The organism is Mesorhizobium sp. M7A.F.Ca.AU.001.01.1.1, from assembly GCF_004022735.1.
Lineage (GTDB): Bacteria > Pseudomonadota > Alphaproteobacteria > Rhizobiales > Rhizobiaceae > Mesorhizobium > Mesorhizobium ciceri.
In genome coordinates, this window is record NZ_RZPF01001013.1 from 1 (window position 1) to 1,634 (window position 1,634).

The 1,634-nt window shown below is 60.6% G+C and carries 1 protein-coding gene; it reads right to left on the reverse strand.

Annotation, left to right across the window (positions count from 1 at the left end):
* Positions 1 to 29 precede the first annotated feature (29 nt).
* Positions 30 to 1,634 (reverse strand): extracellular solute-binding protein (locus tag EN884_RS35230; protein WP_164895397.1); only part of this gene is annotated, 1,605 nt, incomplete at its 5' end.

Consider the following 1,634-nt stretch of genomic DNA (forward strand, 5'->3'; position numbering starts at 1 on the left):
CAATTCGCTCATCTCGCTCTCCTGATCCCTCAGTTGGGTTTGCGCCACCATGTTGGCAGTTGATATCCGAATATGGGCGTCTTTTGCGGATGTTCCAGGTAGTTCCAGTAGGCGATCCATTGCTGCGTGTTGTACTGCATCGGCACCATGTAGTTGCCGGAGATCAGCAGCCGGTCGAGAACGCGAACGGCGGCAACATAATCCTCCTTGGAACGGGCGCGCAGCATCGCCTCGATTGCCGCGTCCACAGCCGGGTCGGCGACGCCGGCGAGATTGAACGAGCCTTCCGTCCGGGCGGCAGTCGAACTCCAGCGCCCGCTCTGCTCGATGCCGGGTGACAACGAATTGTTGAAGCCGCTCGATCCGACCAAGACCTCGAAATCGAAGCGCTGCTTGCGCGACTGTATCTGATCGCCGTCGAGGCTGCGAATGGTGAGATTGATGCCGATCTTCTCCAGCGTGCGCTGATAGATGCCGGCAAGGCGCTCCTCGTCCTGCGAAGCGGTCAGGATCTCGAAGCCGAAGGGTTTGCCTTCGGGATCAAGCATCGTTCCATTCTGCACGTGGTAGCCGACACTTTTCAAAAGATCGAAAGCTGCCTTCAAGACGCGCCGATCCTGGCCCGATCCGTCGGTCACCGGCGGCCGCCATGTGCCGTCCATGACATCGGCCGGCACGCGGCCGGGGTAGGGCGCCAGAAGCGCTTTCTCCCTGTCGTCGGCCGGATGGCCGAGCGCGGAAAGCTCGGAATTCTGCCAGTAACTCATCGTGCGCGTGTATTTGCCGCCGAACAGGTTCTTGTTGGCCCATTCGAAGTCGTAGAGCATGCCGAGCGCGCGCCGCACGACCGGGTTGGCGAATTTCGGCAACCGCGTGTTGAACAGGAAACCGGTCACCACCGGCGGAATGCCGGTGTCGAAGGTTTCGGCGATCACGTCCCCCTTGTGGAAGGCCGGAAAATCGAGATCGCGCTCGCGCTTCACCGGATCGCTGTCGTCATCGATGGCGCAGAGGCCTTTCTTGAACGCTTCGAGCTTGGCGTTGGCGTTGAGGAAATACTCGATGGTGATCTGGTCGTAATTGTCGAAACCGCGCTTGGCGGGGACATCCTTGCCCCAATAGTCCGGGTTGCGCTTGAAGACGATGCGCTGGCCTGGCTGCACCTGCGCGATCGTATACGGACCGCTGCCGATCACCGGCTTGAGCGTCGTCCTGTCGAAAGTCTCCTTGTCGAAGGCGTGCTTCGGGATGATCGGGGTCAGCGCGATGATCAGCGGGAATTCGCGATCGGCCTTGTCGTTGAAGGTGAAGCGCACGCTGTGGTCGCCGGTCTTTTCGAGCTTGGCGACCCTGGCCATGCGGTCGCTGTAAGGCGGGCGGCCTTTGTCGGTGTAGACATCATAACTGAACAGCACGTCCTCCGGCGTCACCGGCTGACCGTCCGACCATTTGGCCCTCGGATTGAGATGGAACTCGATGCTCTTGCGCTCCGGATCCATGTCGGCGCTTTCGGCCAACAAACCGTAGAGCGTGAAAGCCTCGTCGGCATTGCGCTGCATCAACGGCTCGAAGACCAGATTGCCGAAGATCGTATCCATCATGCCGCGCGCCGTGGTGCGCAGGCTCTTGAGGAT